Origin of the sequence: Nocardiopsis lambiniae (genome assembly GCF_031845465.1) — a bacterium.
Classification (GTDB): domain Bacteria; phylum Actinomycetota; class Actinomycetes; order Streptosporangiales; family Streptosporangiaceae; genus Nocardiopsis; species Nocardiopsis lambiniae.
In genome coordinates this window covers 1-22,958 of record NZ_JAVREP010000009.1, presented here as the reverse complement: position 1 = coordinate 22,958, position 22,958 = coordinate 1, and the positions used below count along the sequence as shown (strand labels likewise).

The window sequence follows — 22,958 nt, the reverse complement described above, 5'->3', positions numbered from 1 at the left end:
ATCGTTCAGTAAATAGTGCGCGAGGCTCGGAGCCCGTTTCCACCTGCGTTTTCCCACCATGTGGACGTGTGGAGAGGTCACCTTGTCGACACATCGAGGAGGGGTGCGACTCCCGGGGGCCGGCCACGACGCGGTGCCGGTGGAGTCGGCCCGGGTGGCGGAGGTCGAGGACCGGCCCCGAACCGGGAGGTCGCGCAGGGCGTGGTCTCGTCCACGGCCTGTGGACGAGACCACGCCCCTCCCCCGCCGGGACGAGCGGGTCGGTCGTCACCGTGTGCCTCCCGAGCCGCCCCCATCTCCGGGAGAGACCACGGCCCACGTGACGAAGACCCTCGTGGTCATCGGACTCGCGCTCGCCTCGGGCGGGTCCGCCCTCGGCTCGATCCCGGTCGCCCCCCGGTTCGGTGCCAGGGCCACGTCCGAGCGCCGCAAGACCGACAAGGCCCGACCGCTCTTCCGGCCTCGACTCCGGCCCGGACCCGGCTCGGGGTCAGCGCTGTGCCAGGGCGATGACCTCCGCGCCCGGCAGGGAGGCCACCAGCTTGCCCGGCACCCACAGCTTCGACCGGCGCAGACCGCTGCCCACCACCACGTTCGGGGTGGCCGCCACCGCCTCGTCCACCAGGATCGGCCACCCCTCCGGCAGCCCGAACGGGGTGATCCCCCCGTACTCCATCCCGGTCGACCCGGTGGCCTCGGCCATCGGCGCGAACGACGCCTTGCGCGCGCCCAGGTGGCGGCGGACCACCCCGTTGACATCGGCCCGGTCGGTGGCGAGCACCATGCACGCCGCGTAGGTGGTCTCGCCACCGCGCTTGGCCGCCACCACCACGCAGTTGGCGCTGGTCTCCAGCGTCAGCCCGTAATGGGCGCAGAAGGCCGCCGTGTCCGCCAGCTCCGGGTCGATCGGCGCGACCCGCACCTCGGCGTGGCCCCGGACGGCCTCCCGGACCGGGGCGGCCATCAGGTGCTCCTGCTCGCCGGCGTCCACCCAGTTCAACGACACGGACATGGGCATGCTCCTCGTTTCGCGTTCGGGACGGTCCCAGCCTAGGACGCGGAGTGCCGCCGCAGGATCTCCAGGGCGAGTTCCGCCAGGTCGTCGGCGCGGTACCCGGGCCACCCGTGTACCGCCGACAGGTACCCCGCGGGGATGCCCGACGCACCCCACAGGGCCCCGGCCAGCGACCCGGCGATCGACGCCACGGTGTCGGTGTCGTTGCCCGCGCGCACGGCGGCGTGTACGGCGGGGACGTACCCCTCCGGGTGCCGGGTGACCGCCGACCACGCCGCCTGGAGCGCGCTCACCACGAACCCGTTGTTCTCGAACGTGCGCGGCGGTGCCCCCTCCGCCTCGTCCAACCAGGTCTTCCACCGTCCCCGCGCGTCGGCGGGCAACAGTTCCAGCCCGTCGCGGACCCCGTCCGAAGTCCCGTCCAGCACGGCCCGGCGCACCCCCTCGCACCACAGCACGCAGGCCTCCGACGCCAGCGGATCCGCGTGCGTCAAGCGGCTGTAGGCGTCGGCGGCCCGGGCCAGTCCCTCGGGGTCGTGCGGGTACGCCAGCGCCAACGGTCCGGTCCGCATCAGCGACCCGTTGCCCGCGCTCGGCACCCCCTGCGCGAACAGGTCGGCGGAGTAGGCCGTCATCACCTCGGCGACCTCCGGCCGCCGGAAGGCGTGCCCGGCGCCCCGCATCACGTTGCGGGTCTGGTCGCCGATGTCGGAGGCCCCGCCGTTCGCCCACTCCAGGAAACCGTCTGCGGCCTGTCGCAACGCCTCGGCCGACAGCGGGTCGTCGTGGTCGCGCACGGTGTGGGCGATGCACACGGCCATCTGGGTGTCGTCGGAGTACTCCCCCGGCGCGTACGGGCCCAGCCCGCCGCCGATCATCTCCGGTACCCGTCGCTCCGGCAGGGGCGGTCCGAACTCGTAGGGCACGCCCAGCGCGTCCCCGCACGCGGCGCCCACCAGGGCGCCCACGGCGCGATCCTCGATGCTTCCGGTCGGTGGGGTTCGCACGGCGGCCTCGCAATAGCCGGGGAAAGGGGGAACGGGGCAGACACTACCGCTTCGGAACCCACGGGAACCGCGGTTCGCCGGCCTCATTCGGCCCCATTGGAGACAGAAAACCCGGGTTTCGGCCCGTACAATTCCGACTCATGGAGACCCCCACCCCCGATCCCCACTCCGGCATCGTTCTGGACGCACGCTACGTCCTCGGTGATCGCCTACGCAGTGACGCCTCGGGGAGCGCCTACCTGGCCCACGATCGCGCCACCGAGCACACCGTCGTGGTCACCGTCATGCACTCATGGCTGGTCGGGGACCAGGCCGCGGTGCACGCCTTCGAGGGGCGTGCCCAGAACCTGGGCGCCGTCTCCCACCCCGACCTGGCCCGTTTCCTCGGTCACGGCCGCGACGGAGACCGCGTCTACGCGGTCAACGAGTACCTCCCGGGTGAGACCCTCGGGCATGCCCTGGGCGGCGGTGGTCTGCGCTACGCCCCCCACGCCGCGTTGAAGATCGTGGCCTCCGTGCTGGCCGCGCTCGACGCCGCCCACGCCCAGGGGCTCGTCCACGGCGGACTCGTCCCCGAACGGGTCGTCGTCGACGGCCGGGGCGGCGCCCGCCTCACCGGTTTCCCGCTGCTCTTCGACGACGCCGAGGACGAGGGCCCCGACACCCGGACCGACGTGCGCGCGGTGGGCCTGCTCCTGTACATGCTCATCACCGGCGAACGCGTCGCCTTCGACGACGCGCGCCCGCTGCGCCCCTCGTCGGTGGTCGAGGCCCTGACCCCCGACCTGGACATGCTGGTCGCCAACGCGACCGACCCCAACCCCCGCTACCGTCCCCGCGACGCCGGCCAGTACCTCACCCTGGTCGAACAGGTGCTGCGGGCCCTGGACCGCTCGGCCGCCCGCTCCGGGGCCGACGACACCCGCCCCATCCCGATCGCCGCGTCGAACGCCCTCGCGGTCCCGTCCTCGGGCACCGTCGCCGTCATCGAACCCGACCGGGTCCCCCTCTGGCGGCGCGTCCCCGTTCTGGTCGGCGTCGGGGTGCTGATCGTCGCCCTGTTCGCGGCCGGGTGGACGCTGGTCCCGGCCGAGGCGGAGGCGACCCTGCCCGACGTCACGGGCGCCACCGCCGACGAGGCCGAGGCGCGCCTGGAGGCCCTCGGCCTGAACCTGGTGATCGGCTACCGGGACGACTACCACGACACCGTCGACCCCGGTGGGATCGCCGGGAGCGTTCCCGGTCCGGGCAGCGTCGTGTCCTTCGGCGACGAGGTCCTGCTGTCGCTGTCCGTCGGCCCCAGGTTCGCCCCGGTCCCGGACGTGATCGACGGCAACGAGAACGAGGCCCGCGACACCCTGCGCGAGGCCGGTTTCACCCGTATCGAGGTCGTGCAGGAGCATTCGTCCGAGCGGTTGCCCGGCACGGTCCTGGCCACCGAACCCGAGCCGGGGGCCGAGGGCGACCGTGAGGAGGAGGTCGTCGTCCACGTCAGCGAGGGGATCATCGTCCCCTCCCTGGACGGGCTGACCGGCGACGAGGCCGCCGACACCCTCGTCGAGGTCGGGCTCACCCCGGTGACCGTCGAGGAGTACCACGAGACCGTCCAAGACGGCGACGTCAGCGGCCAGGACCCCGAACCCGGGTCGATCCTGCCCGAAGAGGGTCGGGTCACGGTCACCCTCTCGCTCGGCCCCGACCCCGAGGAGGAGGAAGAGGAAGAGGAGGAAGGGGAACCCTCCGAGTCCCCCTCGGAGACCTCGTCCGACGAACAGGTCGACGAGTCCGACGATGACGATCGGGACGACGGCCGCGGCAACGGCCACGGCGGGGGAGGTCCCGGTGGAGGCGGCGGTGGCGGCGGTGGCGGCGGACAAGGGGATTCCTGTTCCGCGCCGTCCTGGGATCCCGGCACCACCTATGACGCCGGGGACCGGGTGAGCCACCAGGGGCGCGAATACGAGGCCCGTTGGTGGAACCGGGACAGCCCGCCCGACCCCGACGCGGTCTGGGGGCCGTGGTCCGACCTCGGCCGCTGCTGATCACCCACCGGGGCGCGCGCTACCGGAAGTCGTCGGCGTGGTCGCGCGCCCACTCCTCGAAGGTCAGCGCGGGACGTCCGAGCACCCGCTCGACGTCCCGCGAGACCCCCTCGGGCCGCTCGATCATCTCCGCCCAGTGCGCCACGGCCGCGTGCGCGAACCCCGGATCGCCGAACACGGCGGTGAGCTCCTCTCGCGCCTCCTCCTCCGGCTGCTCCTCCCAGCGCGCGTCGACGCCGATCGCCTCGCCGAGGATCCGCACCTGGTCGGCCTGGCTCACCGACGCCGGACCGGTCACCAGGTGGGCGCGGCCCGCGTGCCCGTCGTCGACCAGCGCCCGCACCGCCACGGCGGCCACGTCGCGTTCGTGCACCAGGGAGCGCCGGGCCTCCCCGTGCACCGCCCGGACCACGCCGGTGCGCACCCGGTCCCGCCAGACCAGGGTGTTGGTCGCCAGGCCGGTCACCCGGAGGAACGTCCCCTCGGCCCCGGACGCGCGAACGGCGTCCTCGACGGCGCCCCACACACCCCGTTCCTCCGGGTCGTCCGTGCCGGCGCCCTCGGCGGACAGGTGCACGATCCGATCCACGTGCCGGGCCAGCGCCTCCACCACCGGACCCGCTCCGTCGGCGGTCAAGCGGGGCCACACCAGGTAGGCGGCGCGGGCGCCCCGAGCCGCGTCCGCCACCGACCCCGGATCGGTGACGTCCCCGATCACCACGTCCACCCCGTCGGGCAGGCCGTGGTCCTCACGGCGCACCAGGGCGCGCACGGGCACGCCCTCGGTCAGCAATCCGGCCACCACATGCCGTCCGGTGTTGCCCGTCGCCCCGGTCACCAGCACGGGTCGTCCCATGGTCGTTCCCCTCTCGGTCACGCGGCCGGATCGTCCGGCCCGTCGGGAACCAGCATGTTTCCTCAATGAAGGTTGAGGTCAAGGTCGGCGGTGGCCGAGTACGCCTCCGGCGACCGCTCCGGGCCCCGGGGCGCGGGCGGGGTCCGCCGCCCCGCCGCGCCCGCTCACCGCCGAACCCGTGTGGCTTCCCCCTACATCGGTTCGCGGCCGAATGTATGTCACAGGTACATGTGAAACGGATCACCCCGGCTCTACCTTCGGGTTGGCACCCCCATCCCCCCGAGCACGGGCCATGGCGACCAACGGGCGGTGCCGACTGGAGGAAGAGAAATGCGCAAGACCCCCACGACCGCCGCCTCGTGCGCGGTCGTCCTCGCCCTCACCGCCTGCGGCAGCCCCGGCGAGGCCGCGGGCGGGGGCGAGGACGGTCCCCTCAGGATCGGCATCGTCTACTCCGCCACCGGCCCCCTGGCCACCTACGGCGAGCAGTACAAGCAGGGCTTCGAGGCCGGCCTCGACCACGCCACGGGCGGCACCCTGGAGATCGACGGCCGCCCCGTCGAGGTCGAGTACATGGACGACGGCGGCGACCCCACGGCCGCGGTCTCCGCGGCCCGCGAACTCATCGGCACCGGCCACGACATCATCGCCGGTTCCACCGCCTCCGGCATCGCCGTCCAGGTCGCCCCCCTCGCCGAACAGGACGACGTCCTCTTCATCTCCGGTCCCGCCGCCACCGACGCCATCACCGGCATCAACGGCAACACCTTCCGCTCCGGCCGCCAGACCTACCAGGACATCCTCACCGCGGGCACCTTCATGGACGACCCCGAGGGCTCCAAGGTCGTCGTGTTCGCGCAGCAGAACGCCTTCGGCCAGGACAACGTCGACGCCGTCACCGCGGTCCTGGGCGACGAGGGCGCCGAGGTGGACGGCGTCCTGGCCCCGCCGGACACCACCGACCTCACCCCCTTCGCCGAGCAGGTCGGGCGGGCCGACCCCGACCTGGTGTTCGTCGCCTGGGCCGGCGAGACCGCCTCCGCCATGTGGCAGTCCCTCGACCAGCAGGGCATCCTCGACTCCACCGAGGTCGTCACCGGACTCGACATCAAGGCCTCCTACCCGATCTTCGGCGAGGCGGGCGAGGGCATCTCGTTCCTGTCCCACTACTTCGACGGCGCCTCCGACACCGAAGTCGCCCGGATCATGCGCGAGAAGGTCGAGGCGGCCGGCGGCGGCGTCGACCTCTTCACCCCCGACGGTTTCACCGCCGCCCAGATGATCGTGCACGCCGCCACCGAGGGCGACACCACCGCCGACCGCGTCGCCGCGCTGGAGGGCTGGACCTTCGACGGCGTCAAGGGCGAACTCACCATCCGCGCCGAGGACCACGCCCTCATCCAGCCCATGTACCAGGTGGAGCTGGTCGGCGAGGGCGCCGACGCCGAGCCGAAGCTGGTCGCGGAGATCCCCGCCGCCGACGTCGAACCCGTCGCCGCGGAGCAGGGATGACCACCGACAACGCAACGGCCGTTCCCGCCGTCTCCGCCCGGGACACCCCGCCCGCCACCTCGTTGGCCCTCGATCACCTGAGCTGGTCGGTCGGCGGCGCCGTCATCGTCGACGACATCACCATGCACGTCACCGAGGGCGAGTTCGTCGCCCTCATCGGACCCAACGGCGCCGGCAAGACCTCCCTGTTCAACCTGGTCTCCGGCCTCACCCGGCCCACCGCGGGCACCGTCACCCTCAGCGGCGTCGACATCACCCGCCACGCCCCCCACAAGCGGGCCCGCCTGGGCATGGGCCGCACCTTCCAGACCTCCAGCGTCTTCGCCGACCTCACCGTCGGCGCCAACGTCGGCCTGGCGGTCCAGGCCCGCACCGGCGAGTCCCGCCGGTTCTGGAAGCGCGCCGGCGCCGACGGCGGCCCCGAGACCGCCGCCGCGCTGGAACTGGTCCGCCTCTCCCACCGCGCCGACGCCATGGCCGGCGACCTCTCCCACGGCGACAAGCGCAAGCTCGAACTCGCCCTCCTGCTGGCCCGCCGCCCCCGGCTCATCCTTCTGGACGAGCCCATGGCCGGCGTCGGCGCCGGCGAGATCGGCGAACTCACCACCGTCATCCGGGACGTGCACCGCGAACAGGGGTGCACCGTCCTCATGGTCGAACACCACATGGAGGTGCTCCTCGACATGGCCGACCGGTTGGCCGTGATGCACCACGGCGCCCTGCTCGCCTTCACCGACCCCGACTCGGCCATGGCCGACCCCGCCGTGCAGGCCGCCTACCTCGGGGACGGGGCGTGACCGGCGGCGGGCCGCTCCTGGAGGCGGCCGACCTCAACGTGTGGATCGAGGGCTCCCACATCCTCCAGGGCGTCACCTTCGCGATGCCCGAACGCGGTGTCACCTCCCTGCTGGGCCGCAACGGCGTCGGCAAGACCACCACGGTCAAGGCCCTCCTCGGCCTGGTGCCCCGCACCGGCAGGGTCGTCCTCGACGGTGCCGACATCACCGCCGAACCCACCCACGCCATCGTCACCCGGGGCGTCGGCTACGTCCCCGAGGAACGCGGGATCTTCTCCGCCCTCACCGTCGCCGAGAACCTGCGCATCGCGGAACGCCGACCCGGGCCCCACCGCTACGACCTGATCCACGAGCTCTTCCCCGAGCTGGACCGGCGCCGCGCCCAGCCCGCCGGCACCCTGTCCGGCGGCCAACAGCAGATGCTCGCCATCGGCCGCGCCCTGCTCAACGACAACCGACTCCTCATCGTCGACGAACCCACCAAGGGCCTGGCCCCGCGGATCGTCCGCGAGGTCGCCGACGCCGTCGCCCGCGCCGCCGAAGAGGTGCCGGTCCTGCTCGTCGAACAGAACCTGTCCCTGGTCCGCCGGGTCGCCGGCGACGCCGTCGTCCTGGACGCCGGTCGGGTCGTCCACACCGGACCCGCCCCCGAACTCCTCGACGACGCCGACCGCGTCCGCGAACTCCTCGGCGTCGCCCGCGCGGCGGCCGTTCCCGCCCCCGACACCGAAGGGAGGTCGACCGCGTGAGCACCGTGGTCCTCCTCATCGTCACCGGGCTCGGCCTGGGCGCCCTCTACTTCCTCATCGCCTCCGGCCTGTCGCTGATCTTCGGCCTCATGGACGTGCTCAACTTCGCGCACGGGGCCTTCCTCGCGATCGGCGCCTACGGCACCTGGTGGGCGGCGGGCTTCCTGCCCGGAGCCGGACCCGACGGGCCCGGCTTCCTGCTGGCCCTGACGTTCGGCGTCGCCGCGGGCACCCTGGCCGCGACCCTCGTCGAACTGTGCGTCATCCGCCCGCTCTACGGCAGGCACCGCGAACAGATCCTCGCCACCGTCGGCCTCAGCCTGGCGGTCCCGGCACTCCTCCAGGCGATCTGGGGCGCCGACCCGCTGACCTTCCCCAAGCCCCAGGCGGTGCGCGGCACCGTCGACCTGCTCGGCGCGCACATCCCCAAGGACCGGGTGCTGCTCATCCTCGTGGCGGTCGCGCTGTTCACCGCCCTGTGGCTGTTCAACTCCCGCACCCGGTACGGGCTCATCGTCCGCGCCGGCGTCCAGGACCGGGCCATGGTCACCGCCCTGGGCATCGACGTCCGCAGGTCCTTCACCCTGGTGTTCGCCATCGGCGGCGCCGCGGCGGCCCTGGCGGGCGCGCTCGGCGGCCTCTACTACGGCGTGGTCACCCCCACCCAGGGGATGTCGCTGTTGATCTTCGCGTTCATCGTGGTGGTCATCGGCGGCACCACCTCGCTCACCGGCTGCGCGATCGCCTCCGTCACGGTCGCCCTCGTCCAGCAGTTCGCCAACTACTACACCGTCGCCGGGCTCGGCGACATCGCGGTGGTCATCGTCCTCGCCGTCGTACTGCTCACCCGGCAGGGCGGACTGGCCGCCGAGAAGTCCGCGGAGAGGGTGGCATGATCACCGAGACCGAACCCCAGGCACCCGTCACCGAGACCGCCGCCGGTGGGCGCACCCCGCGCCCCCGTCGCCTCCCCCGCTGGGCGGGCCCGGTCGCCGTCCTGGCGATCCTGCTCACCCTGCCCTTCTCCACCGTCACCGTCCCGGGCCTGTTCCACGGCGCCCTCAACAGTCCGGCCACCCTCCACCTCCTGGCGTTCTGCCTGGTGTTCGGCGGCCTGGCCACCAGCTACGACCTGCTGTACGGGCGGGTGGGCCTGCTGTCCTTCGGGCACGCCCTGTACTTCGCGTGCGGCGCCTACGTCGCCGCCCTCCTCATGCGGGTCCTGGAACTGCCCCTGGTGTGGGCGGCCCTGGTCTCCGTCCTCGCCGGGACCCTGCTGTCGCTGCTCCTGGGCGCGGTGGCACTGCGCGTCAACGGCATCGCGATGGCCATGGTCACCCTCGCCTTCGCCCAGGCCGGGTCCATCCTGGTCTCCCGCGACCCGGGGAGGACGACCGGCGGGGAGGAGGGCCTGTCCCTCAACACCGCCATGGTCCCCGACACGCTCGTGGGCGTGACGAACACCGTCAACCTGTACTGGGTGGCCGTCGCCTACGCCGCGTTCGCCACCGTCGTCGTCTGGTGGCTGTCCGCCTCCCCCGTCGGCCGGGTGTGGCAGGGCATCCGCGCCAACGAGCAGCGCGTCGCGGTGCTCGGCGTCGACCCCTACCCCTACAAGCTGGCGGCGTTCACCGTCGGCGGCGGCCTGGCCTCGCTCGGCGGAGTCGTCTACCTGCTGGTCACCGGTGGCGTCACCCCCACCATCACCACCGCCGAGTTCACCCTCACCCTGCTGGTGATGGTGGCCCTGGGCGGTGCGGGCAGCCGCTGGGGCGCCCTGCTCGGCGCGGGCCTGTACACCTACGCCGAACACCGGCTGCGCCAACTGGGCGGCGACTCCTTCTCCGCCCTGCCCGACTGGATCGCCGCCCCCCTGTCCCAGCCCCTGTTCATCCTCGGCACGTTGTTCGTCCTGATGGTCTTCTTCTTCCCCGGCGGTCTGGTGGCCCTGCCCGAGCGTGTCCGGTCGGCACTGCGCGACCGGCGGACCACACGAGAGTGAGAGCGGAATCCCCATGAACGACATCACCCCGGTCGACGCGGACGAGTACACCGTCCCCGTCGCCGGGGGCGGTCTGGCCGTCACCCGGTGGGGTGACGGCCCCGGCGCCCCCGTGCTGGCCGTCCACGGCATCACCGCCAACGGCCACTCCTTCGCCCGCGTCGCAGCCGCGCTCGCGGTCCGCGGCGGTCCCGCCCTGCACGCCCCCGACCTGCGCGGACGAGGGGTCAGCGGCGGCCTGCCCGGACCGTACGGACTGGCCGTCCACGTCGACGACCTCCTCGCCGTCCTGGACCACCTCGGAGTGGAGCGCACCGTCCTGGTCGGCCACTCCATGGGCGCCTTCGTCTCCTGCCTGGCCGCCGTCCGCCACCCCGACCGGATCGCCGGGCTGCTGCTCGTCGACGGCGGACACGGACTGCCGATCCCTCCCGGCACCGACATCGACACCGTGCTCGGCCCCGCCATGACCCGCCTGCGGATGACCTTCGCCTCCCCCGACGACTACCGCGCCTTCTGGCGACGCCACCCCGCGTTCGCCGGCCGGTGGAACACCTGGGCCGACGACCACGTCATGCGCGACCTCACGGGCGAGGCCCCCGGCCTGCGCTCCTCCTGCGACGAGACGGCGGTGCGCGTCGACGGCGCACAGGTCCTCGCCGACGAGGAGACCCTCGGGGCCGTCCACCGACTGCCGGTCCCCGCCCGCCTGCTGTGGGCGGCGCGCGGACTCGGTGACGAGGCGCCCGGGCTGTACACGCCCGAACGCCTCGCCGGCCTGCCCGCCTCCGTGTCCGCCCTCGAACTCCCCGACGACAACCACTACACGCCGCTGTTCTCCTCAACCGCCGTGCTGGTCGCCGAGCAGATCCACACCCTTGTCCAGGAGACCGTGCAGGTGCAGGGCCAGTTGTAGCTCCAGCGCGCGGTCGGGGTGCTGCCAGTCCTCCCCGAGGAGCCGGCCGATCCGCTCCAGGCGCTGCGCCACCGTGTTCACGTGGATGTGCAGCGCCGTCCGGGCCCTGGACAGGTTGCCCCCGGCCGCGAAATAGGCGCGCAGCGTCTCCACCAGCAGCGTCCCGCGCCGTTCGTCGTACTCCAGCAACGGACCCAGGGTGCCTCGCACGAACCCCGGGACGTCCCGGTCCCGGCCCAGCAGCAACCCCGAGAACCCCAGGTCCTCGGCCGTCGCCAGGTCGCCCTCCCGCCCCAACGCCCGCAACGTCTGCACGCACCGGGCCCCCTCCGAGAAAGCCGACCGGAACTGCTCCGGTCCACCCGTCGGTCCGGCCAGACCCACCGTCACCGGCACGCCCCCGGCGGCCAGGGCCAGTTCCTCGGCCACCCGCCGCCCCACCCGCTTCGGATCGGTCCCCGGCAACGCCAGCACCAGTCGGCCCGCCCGGCTCCCCGCCAACCCGCCCGTCGTCTCCGCCACGTGCGTGGCCGCCGACCGCAACCGGCCGGGGTCGGCGCCCGGCGCCTCGGCCACCACCAGCACGTGCGGGGCGTCCAGGTCGGCGTGCAGCAACGCCGCCCGCTCCCGCAGGGAACCCGGCTCGCGGGCCGGCGTCTCCAACAGCTCGTTGAGCAGGTCACCGCGCACCCGGTGCTCGGTCTCGCTCACCGACCGCCGGATCAACAGCAGCAGGGCGGTCACCATCGCCGCCCGCTCCAGCACCCGCTGATCGGTCTCGTCGAGCTCCACGCCGCGCAGCACCAGCGTTCCGAGCGGCTCGCTCCCGGCCGCCGCCGACGCCACCCAGGCGTCCCCCGCGCGCGCCGCGCGTCCGCTCGTCAGCGCCTCCCCCACCGCCTCCTCGACCGCCTCGTCCCGATCCCGCGGATGCGCCCGCCCGGTCACCGTGCCCTCGGGCGTCGCCGTGATCGTCACGTCGGTGGTCACGTCGTGCACCGTGACCGAACCGCCCAGCACCTCGGCGACCGCCGCCGCGACCTCCCGCACCCCGCCGCCGCGCAGCACCAGATCCGTCAAACGGTCGTGGGCCGCCGCCGAGCGCTCCACCGAGGCCGTGTGCCGCTGCAACCGCTCGTTGAGCGTGTGCAGCTCGTCCAGGGCCCGCCGGGTGTCGTCGATGAGGTTGGCGCTGTCGATCGCGATCGCCGCGTGCGTCGCGAGCGACGACAACAACGCCACCTCCGAATGCGCGAAGGGACGCTCGCGCCGGTTCGCCGCGAACAGCACCCCCACGTCACGGCCGTTCATCTTCAACGGCACGCCCAGAATGGCCACCAGACCCTCCTCGCGCACCGCGTGATCGATGTTCTCCGCGTGCGCGAACCGGGGATCGGCGAAGTAGTTGGAGGTGACGTACGGCAACGCCGTCTTGGCCACCAGCCCGCCCAGGCCCTTGCCCGGCCCCAACCGCAGCTGCTGGAACGACGCCGACACCGATCCCGACGTCACCCGCATCACGGTCCCGCCCGCCTCCGGATCGCTCAACGTCAGGTAGGCGACGTCGGTGCCCAACAGGTTGCGCGCCCGCTCCACGATCGCCCGCAGCACGCGGTCCAGGCTGCGCATCCCCGCCAGATCGTTGGCGGTCTCGAAGAGCGCGCTCAACTCCGACTCCCGGCGCCGGTGGTCGCGCATCACCGACCTCACCCGCAACGCCGTCAGCTTGGCCGCCTCCAACGCGGCCACCGTCTCCGGGTCCGCGCCCCCGGCCCGCGCCCGCAACACCGGGCGTTCGTACTCCACCGCCGGGGCGTCGCGCAGCAACAGGTCCAGGAACAGGGCCTGCCCGGCGACGCCCGTCGGGTCGTCCTCGGGGCGGGAAGGGGTCGTGTTCAGCTCGCGCTCCATGCTCCGTCCACGGGCAACGACGCGCCGTTGACGAACGACGCGTCGTCACCGCACAGGTAGGCGACCAGTTCGGCCACCTCCTCGGGTTCGATCAAACGCTTCAGCGGGGTCCGCGCCAGCAGCACCTCCGACACCACCCGCTCCTCGGGGATCCCGTGCGCCGCCGCCTGGTCGGCGATCTGCTTCTCCACCAGCGCCGTGCGCACATAGCCGGGGTTCACACAGTTGGAGGTGACCCCGTGTGCGGCGCCCTCCAGGGCCACCACCTTCGAGAACCCCTCCAGCCCGTGCTTGGCCGTCACGTACGCCGACTTGTAGGCCGAGGCGCGCAGCCCGTGCACGGAGGAGATGTTGACGACCCGCCCCCATCCCCGTTCGTACATGTGCGGCAGGGCGCCGCGCACCACCCGGAACGGCGACTCGACCATGAGACGAAGGATGAGGGAGAAACGCTCGGGAGGGAAGTCCTGCACGGGCGCGACCGTCTGCACGCCCGCGTTGTTCACGACGATGTCGGCGCCCCGGGCCGCCTCCTCCGCGGCGTCCAGGTCGGTCAGATCCAGCACGACGGCCTCGCCCACCCCCCGGTCGGCGAGTTCCGTGAGGGCCGCGGCGTCCACGTCGACCAGGCGAACGGCGGCGCCGGCGTCGGCCAACCGCAGGGCGCAGGCCCGGCCGATACCGCTCGCGGCACCGGAGACGAAGGCGCTCCTGCCGGTCAGGTCGACCCGGGTGGTGTGTTCGCCGAGGCGGGGGGAGGGGGGCCGGGGGGCGTGGCGCGCCGTACCCGCCGGGAACTCGTGCGTCGTCATGGCAGCAACGTAGGCCCGCCCGCGCGAACGGGGGATAGGACGCACGGACACACCGTTCGGCTCGGGCATGTGGATCTCGACCATGTCCGTGCCGTCCCCTGTGGGGTTCGCACGGGACGAAGGTGTGTGATCGGGGTCTCATCTACATGTTGTGCGCGTCACATCGACGTTACCGTCCTGGCAACGGTTCGGCCGAACCCCCGCTCACCTGGATCGCCTGGAGGCAACCCCCATGGACTCCGCCGCCCCGCCCCGAACACGGATCCCCCTCATCATCGCCCTGGCCGCCGTCGCCGCCATGGCCGCCGCACTCCTGACCGCTCCGGCACCACGCGCCCACGCCGCCACCCTCGCCCCCGTCACCTCGTTCGGGACCAACCCCGGCAACCTGGCGATGTACACCTACGTCCCCGACGGATTGCCCGCCGGCGCGCCCCTGGTGGTGCTCTTCCACGGCTGCGCCCAGGACGCCACCGCCTATCACGGACACTCCGGCTGGGCGGGGGCCGCCGACGCGGGCGGATTCGCCCTCGTCTACGCCGAACAGAGGACCGCCAACAACACCACCCGCTGTTTCAACTGGTTCGAGGCCGCCGACGTGCGCCGCGACTCCGGCGAGGCCCGATCGGTCCGCTCCATGGTCGAGTACGCCGTGAGCACCCACGGTCTCGACGCCGACCGCGTGTACGCCTCCGGGCTGTCCGCCGGTGGCGCCATGGTGAGCGAGGTGCTGTCGGCCTACCCCGACCTGTTCGCCGGCGGCGCCATCGTCGCGGGCGTCCCCACCGGCTGCGCCACGAGCATGGTGGACGCCTTCACCTGCATGAACCCCGGCAAGAACCGGACCCCGCAGCAGTGGGGCGACAAGGTGCGGGCCAAGAACCCCGGCTGGTCCGGACCCTGGCCGCGCGTCGCCGTCTGGCACGGCACCTCCGACACCACCGTCGTCCCCGCCAACGGCACGGGGAGCGTCCGCCAGTGGACGAACGTGCACGGGATCTCCGCCACCCCCACCGCCACCGAGTCCCTGCCGGGGTCCACCACCGCCGCCTATCACGGCGGCACCGGCGCCACCACCGCGAAGGTCGCCCACTACACGGTCTCCGGAATGGGACACGGCACCCCCGTCGACCCGGCCGCCGGCTGCGGCGCGGCGGGCGCCTACTTCCTCACGGCGATCTGTTCCACCGGGTACACCGTCGACTTCTGGGGACTGGGCGGCGAGGGCGGCGACCCCGACCCGCAGCCCACGGACGAGCCCACCGAGGGGCCCGGTGAGTGCGTGCGCGCCACCAATTACGCCCATGTCCAAGCGGGCCGCGCCGTCCAGCGCCTCGGCCGGACCCACGCGGTCGGCTCCGACGACCCGCTCGGCCTGTGGAACGTCTTCGTGACGACCTCGATCACCGAGACCTCACCCGGGTACTGGAACCACACCCCCGGCGCCTGCTGACCGCCGGCGGAACGGGAGCGGGCGGGCCGGGAAACCCCGACCCGCCCGTCCCCGGGGCCGGGCACGACCCCCGCGGCGCCCGGCCCACCCGCCACCGTGTCCGTCACGGACACGACGACGGAGATGAACCCCTCTCGTCCTCGACCTCCGGCTCCGGCCCGCCCCGCTGCACCGCGCCGTTCGGGGTCAGCGCCGCGATCCGCTCCGGCACCCGGGCCTTCCCGTCCAGCACGCTCGTGGTCAACCGCCGCAGGGCCAGCCTGGCCGCCTCGAACTCCTCCTCCGGGAGGTCGATGACCTCCCGGATCGCCTCCGGGACGCCCTCGACCAGCTCCCGCAGGGCCGCCCCCGCCTCGGTCGGCGTGATCAGCACGGATCGTTCGTCACGCGTATCCCGCTTCCGGTGGATCAGGTCGCGCGCCTCCAACCGCTTCAACAGGGGCGTCAGCGTGCCGTAGTCCAACTGGAGCGCGGAGCACACCTCTTTGACCGAGCACTCGCCCCGCTCCCACAACAACATCATCACGAGATATTGGGGATAGGTGAGCCCCAGGGGATCGAGGAGCGGCCGGTACAGGTTCGTCATGGCACGGGACGCCGCGTAGAGAGCGAAACACATCTGCTCATCGACGGCAGGAAGGGAGAAATCGCCCGTGGGGGCTGGGAATCGGTCGGGCATCGGCAACATGGTAGTAACCCCGTACCCGATGTCAAAGCACACAATTGTCTTGCACGCAAGGCAAAAAGAGACTCAATTCCCCAAGGGTTGGAATTCCAGTCTTTTCACGGGGAAAAGGATCTCCTCCGCGCGGAACGGGGCGCCGTCCCCGCCCGAGCGGTGACGGCGTCCCCACCTCCCGTCACCGACGCGGAGCGTCGAACGGAAGCCCGCGCTTGACCACCTTCCCGGTGGCGTTGCGCGGCAGCTCCTCCAGGAAGACCACGTCCCTCGGTACCGAGAACCGGCCCAACACCTCGCGCACCCGCATCCGGATCTCGTTCGGGTCCAACGACGCACCCTGACGCGGCACCACGAACGCCGCGAAGCGCTGACCGAACTCCTCGTCCGGCACCCCCGCCACCACGACCTCGCGCACTCCCGGGAGCGCGATGATCGCCTCCTCCACCGGCCTGGGGAACACGTTCTCCCCGCCGGACACGATCATGTCGTCGTCCCGGCCCGCCACGTGCAGGAGCCCGTCCGCGTCGAGGTGCCCCCGGTCCCCCGTCTCCATGAGACCGTTGGCGATCCGCTTGCCCCGACCGTTCGTGTACCCGTCGAACAACATCTCGTTGCCGACGAGGATCGACCCCTCGTTCCCGGGCGGCAACTCCACCCCCTCGGCGTCCACCACCGCCACCCGTGTCCCCAGGGGCGGTCGCCCCGCCGTCGTCGGCGACCTGCGCATGTCCTCCGGGGTCGCGATGGTCGCCCACGACACCTCCGTGGACCCGTACAGGTTGTAGAGCACGTCACCGAACCCGTCCATGAAGTCGGTGATCAGTTTCGGACTCATCGCCGAACCGCTGCACGCCACGATCCGCAACGACGACGTGTCATAGGAGTCCCGCGTCGACCTGGGCAGATCCATGATCCGCCGCAGCATCACCGGCACCGCGAACAGCGCGGTGCACCGCTGCTCCTGCACGGTCCGCAGCACGTCCTCCGGCTCGAACACCCGCCGCATCACCAGAGTCGCCCGCATGGACATGCCCAACTGCACACCCGCCAGCCCCCAGGTGTGGAACACCGGCGCCGACACCAGGATCCGATCCGAGGAGCGCAGGGGGATCCGCGACAACACCGACGCGGCGTCCTGCGGACCCTTCGGCGTGGGCCGCCGCGCGCCCTTGGGCGTGCCCGTCGTCCCCGACGTCAGGACGATCAACCGGCCCGGTCGCTCCGGCGGCGCCGGGTCCTCCGACTCCGGCCCCGGGGACACACTCCCCCACGACAGGTCGGAGGGGTCGCCCCACGCCCTCACCCGGGGGATGCCCGCCGGGACCCCCGCACACAGATCGGCGAACTCCTCGTCCGCCACCAGCAGAGAGATGCCGTTCGCCGCCGTCACGTCGGCCAACTGGGGCGCGGACAGACCCGTGTTCAGCAGCACCGTGTCCGCGCCCAGCCGACCGCACGCGATCATCGTCTGCACGAACCCGCTGTGGTTGCGACACAGCAGACCCACCTTGGCACCGGGGCCGGCGCCCAACCCGCGCAGGGTCCTGGCCAGCACCCGGCCGCGCAGGTTCATCTCCGCGAAGGTGGACTCCCCTCGCTCGTCGACCACCGCCACATCGTTCGGCACCCGCTCCTGGGCTGCCGCGTAACCACCGGCGATCGTCGCGCCCCAGGTGCGCAGGGCGCGGAGTTGCCGGGCGATCCGGTCGGGGCGACCCGGTGCGAGGACACCGGCGCGCACCAGGACCCGGGCCACCTCCAACGTGTGCCGGACACGGGACGGACCATCGGTAGCCATGCTGTCTCCGAGGAGTACGGGGACGGGCGAAGCCTTCCGCGCCTCACCGGGCGGCCTTCGCCACGTGACCACCCGGAAGTACTGCGACCGTAGGCGACCGACCGCCGTCGTTTCTTGGAACCGGGGTGAGCGGTTACCCGCCGGTCATTGTCACTTCGACGCGTTGTCGACTCCTCGACATGTGTGGGACGACCGCGTACCGGGCCCTCACATGTCGATGACGTACTCCTCCCCGCTCGGCTCCGCCGCCTCCCCCAGCGGCTCCAGGGAGATCCACAACTGTTCGGGAGAGCCCATCTCCCCGGCCATGCCCATGTAGCGGCCCTCGCCCGAGGGCTTGAGCATCCCGGCCGGCCGAACCTCGTTCCCGTCCACCCACCACATGCGGTAGGTCATGTCCGCGGGCGCCTCGGGCAACCCCTCTACCAGCAGGATCGCCGCGTCCTCGTCATAGGAGGCGAAGAGGGTCGCCCGTCCCTCCCCCACGGAGGCGTCCAACCTGTCGGTGTCCGCCGCCGCCAGCAGGGTCTCCATCTCCGCGTTCTGCGCCTCCTGGACGGCCAGTCGCTCCTGGACGGACACCAGGGTGCCCGTCAGCACGACGGAGAACAGCGCGAGGACCGCGGCCAGGCTCCACGGCAACCACCGGCCCGCCGAGGGGGAACGCGGAGACCGACCCGCCGGCCGGGACCGCACCGGCGGCAACTGCCGTGTGCCGCGGGCCTCGACCAGGATCGATTCCCAGACCCGTTCCCTCGGCTCGGTGGCCTCCCCCCGCGCCAACCGCACGGTCGTCTCCCGGAACTCCGCGAGGTCCCGCCGACAGTCCTCGCACTCCGCGAGATGCCGCTCCGCCGCCCGTACCTCGTCGGGTTCCAGGGCGTCGACGGCGTAGCCCGCGGTCAGGCCGTGTTCTCCGGGCCCTCTCACACCATCACCCCCAGGCAATCCCTCAACTTGATCAGCCCGTCGCGCAGTCTGCCCTTGACCGTGGTCAACGGCACCCGCAACAGGTCCGCGGCCTGCCGCTGCGTGTACCCGGTGTAGTAGGTGAGCCGAACGACCTCTCTCTGCTGCTCGGTCAGCCGCCGCAGGCAACGGCGCACCTTCTCCCGCTCCAAGCGGTGCTCCACCTGTTCGGGGACCGTGTCGTGCGGTGTCGCCTCGGACTCCAGGCGGCCGAGGGCGGACAACCGGTTCGACGCCGCCTGCTCGGAGCGGACCCGGTCCACCGCCCGGCGATGGGCGATGGTCGTCACCCACGCGGACACGCTCCCCCGGGAGGGATCATGGCGCGCGCTCGTCCGCCAGACCTCCAGGAACACCTCCTGACAGACCTCCTCGGCCTGGGCCGTATCCACCAGCACCCGCCGCGCCACCCCGAACACCGCCCCCGACAACTCCCGGTAGACCGCCTCGAAGGCCGACAGGTCACCGACGGCGACGTCGCGCAGCAACCCGTCCAACGGGTCCGCCTCCGCGAAGTCCCCACCGTTCTCGCGCGTCTCCCCCCGGTCCGGGAAACCCCCGGACCCGGCGACCTGCGCCCTCACCCACCTCACCGGACCACCGGCCTTCCCACCTCGACTCCTTCGGGATTCGGTTCAGAGGGAACCGAGGAGACCTCCACACCGAATTCGTGACCTACTCGTTATCTCATGTGCGGTCGCCCTACCGGGCCCGGCACCGAACGAAGGGCATGACCGACACACCACGACGCATCCCCACGGGCCCCGCCGCCATCGCCGGACTCGTGTCCGCGGTCGCCGCCCTGGGCGCGGCCGAGGTCGTCGGAGCGCTTCTCGCCCGTCCCACCGCCACACCGGTCCAGGCCGTCGGGGCCGGCGTCATCGACCTGACCCCCCTGCCGCTCAAACAGTTCGCCGTCGACGTCTTCGGTACGGCCGACAAGATCGTGCTGATCGGCGGCATCGCGATCCTCCTGGCCGGTGCCGCCGCCCTCATCGGTGTCGCCGCCACCCGCGGCCGTCTCTTCGGCGCGGTGGGCACGGCACTGTTCATCACCATCGGCCTCACCGCCGCCCTCACCCGCCCCGACGCCGGCCCGCTCGACGCCCTGCCCACGCTGGCGGGTGCCGCGGCCTTCATCGGAGTCCTCGTCCTGTCGATCCGGTTCCCACGGGTCCGGGGCGCCGAATCGGACACCCCCGCCGACGGCTTCGACCGACGACGTTTCGTGCTCCTGGCCGGGACGGTCGCCGCCGCCTCCGCCGGCGTCGGCACAGGGGCCCGGCTGCTGTCCGCCGCCCCGACCGGTGGCGGGCTCTCCCCCGCGGACGTCCGCCTGCCCGTCCCCGTGGACCGGGCCGCGGCGCTCCCCGACGGGGTCGACCTGGAACTCGACGGTCTGTCCCCGTACTTCACCCCCAACACCGATTTCTACCGCATCGACACGGCCCTCTCCGTTCCCCGCATCGACGCCTCCACATGGTCCTTGCGCATTCACGGCAGGGGCGTACGCCGCGAGCTGGTCCTCACCTACGACGACCTGCTCCGCCACCCCGAACTGAGCGAACGCGACATCACCCTCACCTGCGTGTCCAACCCGGTGGGCGGCGACTACCTCGGCAACGCCCGCTGGGTCGGGGTCCCCCTCGCGTCCCTGCTCGCCGAGGCCGGGGTGCGCTCGCCCGCCGAGGGCGGTCCCGCCGACCAACTGGTGTCCCGCTCCGACGACGGCATGACCATCGGCACACCGGTCGCCGACGTCATGGACGGCCGGGACGCCCTCCTCGCCGTCGGGATGAACGGCCGACCCCTCCCCCACGACCACGGGTTCCCCGTCCGCATGGTGGTACCGGGCCTTTACGGCTACGTATCGGCCTGCAAGTGGATCGTCGACATCGAGCTGACCACCTTCGACGCCTTCGACGCCTACTGGGTCCCCCGGGGATGGGCGGCACGCGGCCCGGTCAAGACCCAGTCGCGCATCGACACCCCGCGCGAGGGGGCCGACCTCGAACCGGGACGGGTCGTCGTCGCGGGCGTGGCCTGGGCACAGCACACCGGCGTCGACCGGGTGGAGGTCCGGATCGACGACGGCCCTTGGACCGACGCCGAACTCGCCGCGGAGGGGAGCGCGGACACCTGGCGCCAATGGGTCCTGGAGTGGGACGCGGAACCGGGGGAGCACCTCCTCACCGTCCGCGCCACCGACCGCGAAGGACGCACACAGACCCCCGACCGGGCGGAGCCCGCACCCGACGGTGCGACGGGCCACCACCACGTGACCGTCACCGTGGCCTGACCGTCCCCGGGAACACCCGGCCCGAACCGCGGGCCGGAGAGAGAACGAGAAGGAGAAGTCATGTCCATGACCTTGCACCGGAGTCGCAGACTGCTCGCCGCCGGGGCGATCAGCCTCACCGCCGTTCTCGGCCTGGCCGCCTGTGAGAACACGGCCGGCCCGGGAGAGGGGACGGTGGACTCGGAGGAGATGTCCGAGGAGCCCATGGAGGACGACATGTCCGAGGAGTCCATGGACGAGGAGATGGGGGAGTCCGAGGACTCGATGGAGGAGGACTCCATGGAAGAGGACTCCATGGAGGAGGACTCGATGGAGGACGACATGTCCGAGGAGTCCATGGACGACGACATGTGACGGGTCCCGTCGAGGGGGCCGGACCGGTTCCCTCGGAGAACCCGAACCGGCCCCGTCGCCTCCTCCCGGCGGCGGCGGGGCCGGGGTGATCATCGGCCCGTCACGGTGATCGGGGCGGGCGGGGCATCGGCGTCGACCGCTGGACGGGGCGGCGAACCCCGAACGCACGGGCCGACGGTCCCCGTCCGCTGCCCTCCGGACACGGGCACTCACCGCGGAACCCTGACGGCGGGTCCCTGGAGACGCCTCCGGTACCGCCGCATCTCGTGGAGATGGGATGAAAGGGATTCCACGAGTGACCCCCAGAACCTTCCCGGATTCCGGGTGAATGCTTCCGAACATGCTTTGACGTGCGGTGACGAGGAGAAATGAAGGGGGACGCCCATTCCTTGCACCGTGTCCCGGCCACGGAGCGCGTGAGGTGGCGGTCCGACACGGGGGTTCTCTCGTGGCGCGGGTGGGCACGGAAGCGGCGGCCCGGGGGCGAGCGGGCGCCCGGGAAGGCCGAACGGGGAAGGCGGGGCACGGGCGGCGATCTGTGAGTGGCGACACAGGCGCGCTGGTTTGCCGGAGCCCCGGCAGGGGGGTAATGTTCTCCGAGTCGCCACGGGACGGCGAGCGGGCCCCGCAGAGGGACCGACTCGGAACCGGACCGGGATCAGCGGCCACCTCCCTTCCGAAGTTCACCGTTTCGAAGCACCGCTTCGACCATGTAAACTCGGTCGGGTCGCTCCGAAAAGGAGCAAAACCCTTCACTTCAGAAGGTTCCGGAAAACGCCGATTTGGCGGGACACGGAAACACTGATAAAGTGAAGACACAACAAAGCGGAAACGCAAACGTCTTCCACGGAAGAGCATCAGCGGACCTTGTGGTCCGGGGCTTGTACGGGAAGAACGGTTGTTTCTTGAGAACTCAACAGCGCGTGTTCGATTTTCTTTAAGCCATGTTTGTTTTGGCCCCGTCACACACGATCAGTGCGATCGGGTGTGCGAGGTTCCTTTGGATTCGGCCCGCAAGGGTCGAGTCGGGATTGCTTCTAGGTTTCCGCCCCCGTCGAGGGTGGCGGTGCACGACCTTTATGGAGAGTTTGATCCTGGCTCAGGACGAACGCTGGCGGCGTGCTTAACACATGCAAGTCGAGCGGTAAGGCCCTTCGGGGTACACGAGCGGCGAACGGGTGAGTAACACGTGAGCAACCTGCCCCTGACTCCGGGATAAGCGGTGGAAACGCCGTCTAATACCGGATACGACCCTCCTCCGCATGGTGGGGGGTGGAAAGTTTTTTCGGTCGGGGATGGGCTCGCGGCCTATCAGCTTGTTGGTGGGGTAAAGGCCTACCAAGGCGATTACGGGTAGCCGGCCTGAGAGGGCGACCGGCCACACTGGGACTGAGACACGGCCCAGACTCCTGCGGGAGGCAGCAGTGGGGAATATTGCGCAATGGGCGAAAGCCTGACGCAGCGACGCCGCGTGGGGGATGACGGCCTTCGGGTTGTAAACCTCTTTTACCACCAACGCAGGCTCCGCGTTCTCGTGGGGTTGACGGTAGGTGGGGAATAAGGACCGGCTAACTACGTGCCAGCAGCCGCGGTAATACGTAGGGTCCGAGCGTTGTCCGGAATTATTGGGCGTAAAGAGCTCGTAGGCGGCGTGTCGCGTCCGCTGTGAAAGACCGGGGCTCAACTCCGGTTCTGCAGTGGATACGGGCATGCTAGAGGTAGGTAGGGGAGACTGGAATTCCTGGTGTAGCGGTGAAATGCGCAGATATCAGGAGGAACACCGG

The 22,958-nt window shown here is 71.7% G+C and carries 18 protein-coding genes, 1 rRNA gene and 1 pseudogene; 11 read left to right on the top strand and 9 right to left on the bottom strand.

Translation table 11 applies throughout. The annotated features are described in order from the left end of the window. Positions 1–490: 490 nt before the first annotated feature. Together RM479_RS14775 and RM479_RS14770 are read right to left on the bottom strand one after the other, a co-directional pair. On the bottom strand, positions 491–1,012 hold the full coding sequence (locus RM479_RS14775; RefSeq protein WP_311512314.1) for a YbaK/EbsC family protein: 522 nt from the start codon (positions 1,010–1,012) through the stop codon (positions 491–493). A 38-nt stretch (positions 1,013–1,050) separates the two neighbouring features. Next, positions 1,051–2,022, bottom strand: coding sequence for an ADP-ribosylglycohydrolase family protein (locus RM479_RS14770; RefSeq protein ID WP_311512313.1), 972 nt, complete (start codon positions 2,020–2,022; stop codon positions 1,051–1,053). Positions 2,023–2,162: 140 nt separating this feature from the next. Between RM479_RS14770 and RM479_RS14765 the strand changes: the two genes are divergently transcribed. After that, positions 2,163–4,064 (top strand): PASTA domain-containing protein, encoded by a 1,902-nt coding sequence (locus RM479_RS14765; protein WP_311512312.1) that lies wholly within the window; start codon positions 2,163–2,165, stop codon positions 4,062–4,064. A 19-nt stretch (positions 4,065–4,083) separates the two neighbouring features. On the opposite strand, the gene RM479_RS14760 is transcribed toward RM479_RS14765, so the two are convergent. Beyond that, positions 4,084–4,920, bottom strand: coding sequence for an SDR family oxidoreductase (locus RM479_RS14760; RefSeq protein WP_311512311.1), 837 nt, complete (start codon positions 4,918–4,920; stop codon positions 4,084–4,086). A 330-nt stretch (positions 4,921–5,250) separates the two neighbouring features. On the opposite strand from RM479_RS14760, the gene RM479_RS14755 reads away from it, so the two are divergent. Genes RM479_RS14755 through RM479_RS14730 form a run of 6 tightly spaced genes read left to right on the top strand, consistent with a single transcriptional unit; the run spans position 5,251 to position 10,896 of the window. Beyond that, on the top strand, positions 5,251–6,432 hold the full coding sequence (locus RM479_RS14755; protein ID WP_311512310.1) for a substrate-binding domain-containing protein: 1,182 nt from the start codon (positions 5,251–5,253) through the stop codon (positions 6,430–6,432). Next, on the top strand, positions 6,429–7,229 hold the full coding sequence (locus RM479_RS14750; RefSeq protein WP_311512309.1) for an ABC transporter ATP-binding protein: 801 nt from the start codon (positions 6,429–6,431) through the stop codon (positions 7,227–7,229). The genes RM479_RS14755 and RM479_RS14750 overlap by 4 nt, the downstream gene beginning before the upstream one ends. After that, positions 7,226–7,978: an ABC transporter ATP-binding protein gene (locus RM479_RS14745; RefSeq protein ID WP_311512308.1), complete on the top strand. Its 753-nt coding sequence runs from the start codon at positions 7,226–7,228 to the stop codon at positions 7,976–7,978. Before RM479_RS14750 ends, RM479_RS14745 begins: the two co-directional genes overlap by 4 nt. Beyond that, entirely contained in the window at positions 7,975–8,874 is a 900-nt protein-coding gene (locus RM479_RS14740) for a branched-chain amino acid ABC transporter permease (RefSeq protein WP_311512307.1), read from the top strand. The genes RM479_RS14745 and RM479_RS14740 overlap by 4 nt, the downstream gene beginning before the upstream one ends. Then, complete coding sequence (locus tag RM479_RS14735) at positions 8,871–9,980, top strand: branched-chain amino acid ABC transporter permease (protein WP_311512306.1); 1,110 nt, start codon at positions 8,871–8,873, stop codon at positions 9,978–9,980. Before RM479_RS14740 ends, RM479_RS14735 begins: the two co-directional genes overlap by 4 nt. Positions 9,981–9,993: 13 nt before the next feature. Next, on the top strand, positions 9,994–10,896 hold the full coding sequence (locus RM479_RS14730) for an alpha/beta fold hydrolase (protein WP_311512305.1): 903 nt from the start codon (positions 9,994–9,996) through the stop codon (positions 10,894–10,896). Here the strand turns inward: RM479_RS14730 and RM479_RS14725 are convergent. Together RM479_RS14725 and RM479_RS14720 are read right to left on the bottom strand one after the other, a co-directional pair. Continuing rightward, the gene (locus tag RM479_RS14725) at positions 10,822–12,807 is read right to left on the bottom strand and encodes a helix-turn-helix domain-containing protein (RefSeq protein ID WP_311512304.1); all 1,986 of its coding nucleotides are present in this window, start codon (positions 12,805–12,807) and stop codon (positions 10,822–10,824) included. The two genes, RM479_RS14730 and RM479_RS14725, sit on opposite strands and share 75 nt — an antisense overlap. Next, complete coding sequence (locus RM479_RS14720) at positions 12,792–13,619, bottom strand: 3-hydroxybutyrate dehydrogenase (protein WP_311512303.1); 828 nt, start codon at positions 13,617–13,619, stop codon at positions 12,792–12,794. The genes RM479_RS14725 and RM479_RS14720 overlap by 16 nt, the downstream gene beginning before the upstream one ends. A 232-nt stretch (positions 13,620–13,851) precedes the next feature. On the opposite strand from RM479_RS14720, the gene RM479_RS14715 reads away from it, so the two are divergent. Next, positions 13,852–15,072, top strand: coding sequence for an extracellular catalytic domain type 1 short-chain-length polyhydroxyalkanoate depolymerase (locus tag RM479_RS14715; RefSeq protein WP_311512302.1), 1,221 nt, complete (start codon positions 13,852–13,854; stop codon positions 15,070–15,072). 202 nt (positions 15,073–15,274) lie between these two features. Here the strand turns inward: RM479_RS14715 and RM479_RS14710 are convergent. The 4 genes and pseudogenes from RM479_RS14710 to sigK form a co-directional block, all read right to left on the bottom strand. After that, a pseudogene (locus RM479_RS14710) lies at positions 15,275–15,751 on the bottom strand (MarR family winged helix-turn-helix transcriptional regulator); the annotation flags it as partial. A 181-nt stretch (positions 15,752–15,932) separates the two neighbouring features. Then, entirely contained in the window at positions 15,933–17,552 is a 1,620-nt protein-coding gene (locus tag RM479_RS14705; protein ID WP_311512301.1) for an AMP-binding protein, read from the bottom strand. A gap of 207 nt (positions 17,553–17,759) precedes the next feature. Beyond that, complete coding sequence (locus tag RM479_RS14700; RefSeq protein WP_311512300.1) at positions 17,760–18,482, bottom strand: anti-sigma factor; 723 nt, start codon at positions 18,480–18,482, stop codon at positions 17,760–17,762. Then, positions 18,479–19,114: an ECF RNA polymerase sigma factor SigK gene (sigK, locus tag RM479_RS14695; RefSeq protein ID WP_397222205.1), complete on the bottom strand. Its 636-nt coding sequence runs from the start codon at positions 19,112–19,114 to the stop codon at positions 18,479–18,481. Before sigK ends, RM479_RS14700 begins: the two co-directional genes overlap by 4 nt. Before the next feature lie 137 nt (positions 19,115–19,251). On the opposite strand from sigK, the gene RM479_RS14690 reads away from it, so the two are divergent. The 3 genes from RM479_RS14690 to RM479_RS14680 all read left to right on the top strand — a co-directional run. Further along, the gene (locus tag RM479_RS14690) at positions 19,252–20,820 is read left to right on the top strand and encodes a molybdopterin-dependent oxidoreductase (RefSeq protein ID WP_311512298.1); all 1,569 of its coding nucleotides are present in this window, start codon (positions 19,252–19,254) and stop codon (positions 20,818–20,820) included. A 60-nt stretch (positions 20,821–20,880) separates the two neighbouring features. Next, positions 20,881–21,174, top strand: coding sequence for a hypothetical protein (locus tag RM479_RS14685; RefSeq protein ID WP_311512297.1), 294 nt, complete (start codon positions 20,881–20,883; stop codon positions 21,172–21,174). Between the two features lie 1,076 nt (positions 21,175–22,250). Further along, positions 22,251–22,958: ribosomal RNA gene (locus RM479_RS14680) — 16S ribosomal RNA — on the top strand; the annotation flags it as partial.